The organism is Nocardia sp. NPDC059764 (genome assembly GCF_042732555.1).
Lineage (GTDB): Bacteria > Actinomycetota > Actinomycetes > Mycobacteriales > Mycobacteriaceae > Nocardia.
Map to the genome: position 1 here is coordinate 1 of NZ_JBHWHH010000316.1, position 3,484 is coordinate 3,484.

Consider the following 3,484-nt stretch of genomic DNA (forward strand, 5'->3'; position numbering starts at 1 on the left):
GTGCCGCATTCGCCCACCGCGGGGCGGTCGCCGATGCGCTTGTCGTCAGGTGCGTTTCGCGTACTGGGCCGCACCGGCCCAATCGAGCATCACGCACGGCTCGTCGCCCAGGACCCAGGCGTCGTGACCGGCCGGACAGAACAGGTAGTCACCGGGGCCGATCTCGGATTCCGCGCCGTCGTCCATCCGGATCCGCAGCCGGCCCGAGATGCAGTAGCCGACGTGCATGGCCTGACAGGAGTCGGTGCCCGCGATCGGCTTGACGTGGGTGGACCAGCGCCAGCCCGGTTCGAAGACCGCGCGGCCGAGCGCGCCGAACGGCGTCTCGATCAGGTCCATCCGGCCCATTCCCGCCTCGAAGGGGCGGGTTGCGTCCGGAGTGTCGAGGCTGCGCACGACCATATTGCGGCCCTGGCCGTCGGCCATATTGTCCTCGCGCAGCAGATCCAGGTTGTGGAAGACCGCCGGGCCGTCGCACAGTGCGGCGATCTCCTCGGCGAAGCGGGTGGTCTCAGGTAGGTCGGAGTTCTTCATCGCCTCTTCGTAGGAGGGGAACTCGACCATCTGCATATAGGTGTTCGGGTGATCGCGATCCTTGGCCTCGAGGCCGCGGACGGCTGTGCGCTTGCCCGCCGTCGCGGTGAGCCACGCGTCGAGTTTCTCGTTGAACTCATCGATGTGAGTGGTCGTGAACTCGATCGTCTGAACGAACTTGGTCATTGTGGGCACTCCTTCGAAAAGGGCACCCCGCCGAGAACATTACTCTGGCCCGCTGGGCGAATTGGCAATTTTGTGGCAACCATCAGATTTCCCAGTCCGGGCCCCACGCCGAGGCCAGGGGGTAGATTGTGTGTATCCGGAAGTTACTCACAAGTAGGAGGCGATGATGCCGGTGCCGGCTGCCGCGGTGTTCGAACGGCTGCGCTCGTTCGCGGCCGTGGATACCACGCAGGACCACGCGACCAGAGCGATCACCGAGGTGTTCACCGGTGGCACCCTGGGCGAGGTGCCGGTCGGCACCGCCGCCGATGTCGCCGCCGCCATCGCCAAAGCCCGCGCCGCCCAGGCGGACTGGGCCGCGCGCACCCCCAAGCAGCGGGCCGAGGTGCTGGACCGCTACCGCGCGCTGGTGATCGAGAACCGCGAATACCTGATGGACGTCATCCAGGCCGAGACCGGCAAGGCGCGCTGGGCGGCGCAGGAGGAGGTGATGGGCCTGTTCCTCGCGGCCCGCTACTTCTCCCGGGTCGCGCCGAAACTGCTGGCGGCCCAGAGCGTGCCGGGCGCGTTCCCGGTCCTGAACCGGGCCTCGGTGCGCCCGGTGCCCAAGGGCGTGGTCGGGGTGATCGCGCCCTGGAACTACCCGATGCTGCTCGCGGTCGGCGACTCGATTCCGGCGCTGATGGCCGGGAACGCGGTCGTGGTCAAGCCCGACAGCCAGACCCCGTACTCCGCGCTGGCCAATGCCGAACTGTTCGCCCGGGCCGGGCTGCCCGCGGATCTGTTCGCCGTGGTCACCGGTCCCGGCACGGTGGTCGGCACGGCCATCGTCGACGACTGCGACTACCTGATGTTCACCGGCTCCTCCGCCACCGGCCGCACCCTGGCCGAGCAGTGCGGCCGCCGCCTCATCGGCTTCTCCGCCGAACTGGGCGGCAAGAACCCGATGATCATCACGCGCGGCGCCGATCTGGACAAGGCCGCCAAGGCCGCGGTGCGCGCCTGCTTCTCCAACGCGGGCCAGCTGTGCATCTCCATCGAGCGCATGTACGTCGAGCGCGCGGTCGCCGAGCAGTTCACCGAGAAGTTCACCGCCGCGGTCAAGGCCGCGAAACTCGGTGCGGCATACGACTTCTCGAAGGACATCGGCAGCCTGATCTCCGAATCACAGCTGGAGACGGTCACCAAGCACGTCGCCGACGCGGTCTCCAAGGGCGCGAAGGTGCTCGCGGGCGGCAACCCCCGCCCCGACCTGGGCCCGCTGTTCTTTGAGCCGACCGTGCTTTCCGAGGTCACCGACGCCATGGAGTGCGGCCGCAATGAAACCTTCGGCCCCCTGGTCTCCATCTACCCGGTGGACTCGGTCGACGAGGCCATCACCCGGGCCAATGACACCGAGTACGGCCTCAATGCCAGCGTCTGGGCGGGCAGCAAGGCCGAGGGCGAGCGCATCGCCGAGCAATTGCACGCCGGCACAGTCAATGTCGACGAGGGCTACGCCCCAGCCTGGGGTTCCACCGGCGCTCCCATGGGCGGCATGGGCATCTCCGGCGTCGGCCGCCGCCACGGCCCCGACGGCCTCCTGAAGTTCACCGAACCCCAGTCCATCGTGGTCACCCGCTTCCTCAACCTGGACGCCCCGCCCTTCGTCCCCCAGGGCACGTGGCAGCCCTTCCTGATGACCATCGCCCGCAGCCTCCGCTTCCTCCCCGGCCGCTGAGGTACCGGTAGACCACCCGTCCGACGTGCGTACACTGTACCCGTCGGAAGGGTGGTCGAATGCCGGAGAATCCACTGGCCGCGCCGGGCGCATGGGACGGTGTCGCCGCGAGCTATGACGAGGTCGTATCGGACATGATGCGGCCCTTCGCGATTCGCGCGCTCGAACTGGGCGGACTGACCGCCCGGTCCCGGATCATCGATGTGGCCACCGGCCCCGGCGTGCTGGCCCTGCAGGCCGCGCCGCGGGTCGCCGAAGTGGTCGCGGTCGATTTCTCGGAGGAGATGATCCGGCGACTGCGCGGCACGATCATGCGGGCCGGGATCGGGAACGTCCTCACCGGCGTCGGCGACGGTCAGCGATTGCGCTACGCCGCCAACACCTTCGACGCGGCGTTCTCGATGTTCGGGCTCATGTTCTTCCCGGACCGTGCGGCGGGCTTCGCCGAACTGCGCCGAGTGTTGCGCCCCGGCGGCACCGCCGTGGTGTCGAGCTGGGCTCCGATCGCGGACTCGCCGCTGATGACCCTGCTGTTCGAAGCCTTTCAGGCTGGGATTCCGGGATTCCCCGCGCCCCAGCCGAATCTGGACAGCCTGGAGAATCCGATCGTCTTCGAACGCGAACTGCACGCGGCCGGCTTCACCGAGGTCACCCTGCGCCCGCACACCGAATCGTTCCGCTACGACAGCGCCGAGCAGATGTGGGATCGGCTGACCCGGGGGAGCGCGCCGTTGCAATCAACCCGGCGGCGCACCGACGCGGCCGCATGGGCCGAGCAGGAACGGGTCATGATCGAGTATCTGCGGGAGCGCTACGAGCCCGGCTCGGCGCTGTCAACGACCGCGTGGCTCGGTGTCGGACGGAAATCCCCGCGATGATCTCGACCTCGCCAGCCTGGGCATCGTCAAGGTACTGGAGGCCCGCCAGTGCGACACCTACCCGGACATGCGCTGGGAACCCAAAGCAGCCTTCGCCGCTGTCGCCGAACGATATGCCGATAGAGACCAGCGATGAACCGCGTGTCTGTCACGGGTTGTGCGGTGG

At 68.3% G+C, this 3,484-nt stretch carries 3 protein-coding genes; 2 read left to right on the plus strand and 1 reads right to left on the minus strand.

All coding sequences use genetic code 11. The annotated features are described in order from the left end of the window. Positions 1-45 precede the first annotated feature (45 nt). The gene (locus ACFV4K_RS35120) at positions 46-720 is read right to left on the minus strand and encodes a cupin domain-containing protein (protein ID WP_379280608.1); all 675 of its coding nucleotides are present in this window, start codon (positions 718-720) and stop codon (positions 46-48) included. Between the two features lie 166 nt (positions 721-886). Here ACFV4K_RS35120 and ACFV4K_RS35125 point away from each other — a divergent pair, with 166 nt between their 5' ends. Continuing rightward, positions 887-2,440 (plus strand): succinic semialdehyde dehydrogenase, encoded by a 1,554-nt coding sequence (locus tag ACFV4K_RS35125; RefSeq protein ID WP_379280609.1) that lies wholly within the window; start codon positions 887-889, stop codon positions 2,438-2,440. Between the two features lie 59 nt (positions 2,441-2,499). Then, positions 2,500-3,318 (plus strand): class I SAM-dependent methyltransferase, encoded by an 819-nt coding sequence (locus tag ACFV4K_RS35130; RefSeq protein WP_379280610.1) that lies wholly within the window; start codon positions 2,500-2,502, stop codon positions 3,316-3,318. Positions 3,319-3,484 lie beyond the last annotated feature (166 nt).

Bases quoted from the DNA above. Each gene is read 5' to 3' on its own strand.
- ACFV4K_RS35120 (WP_379280608.1), bottom strand. From the start codon at position 720: ATGACCAAGTTCGTTCAGACGATCGAGTTCACGACCACTCACATCGAT.
- ACFV4K_RS35125 (WP_379280609.1), top strand. From the start codon at position 887: ATGCCGGTGCCGGCTGCCGCGGTGTTCGAACGGCTGCGCTCGTTCGCG.
- ACFV4K_RS35130 (WP_379280610.1), top strand. From the start codon at position 2,500: ATGCCGGAGAATCCACTGGCCGCGCCGGGCGCATGGGACGGTGTCGCC.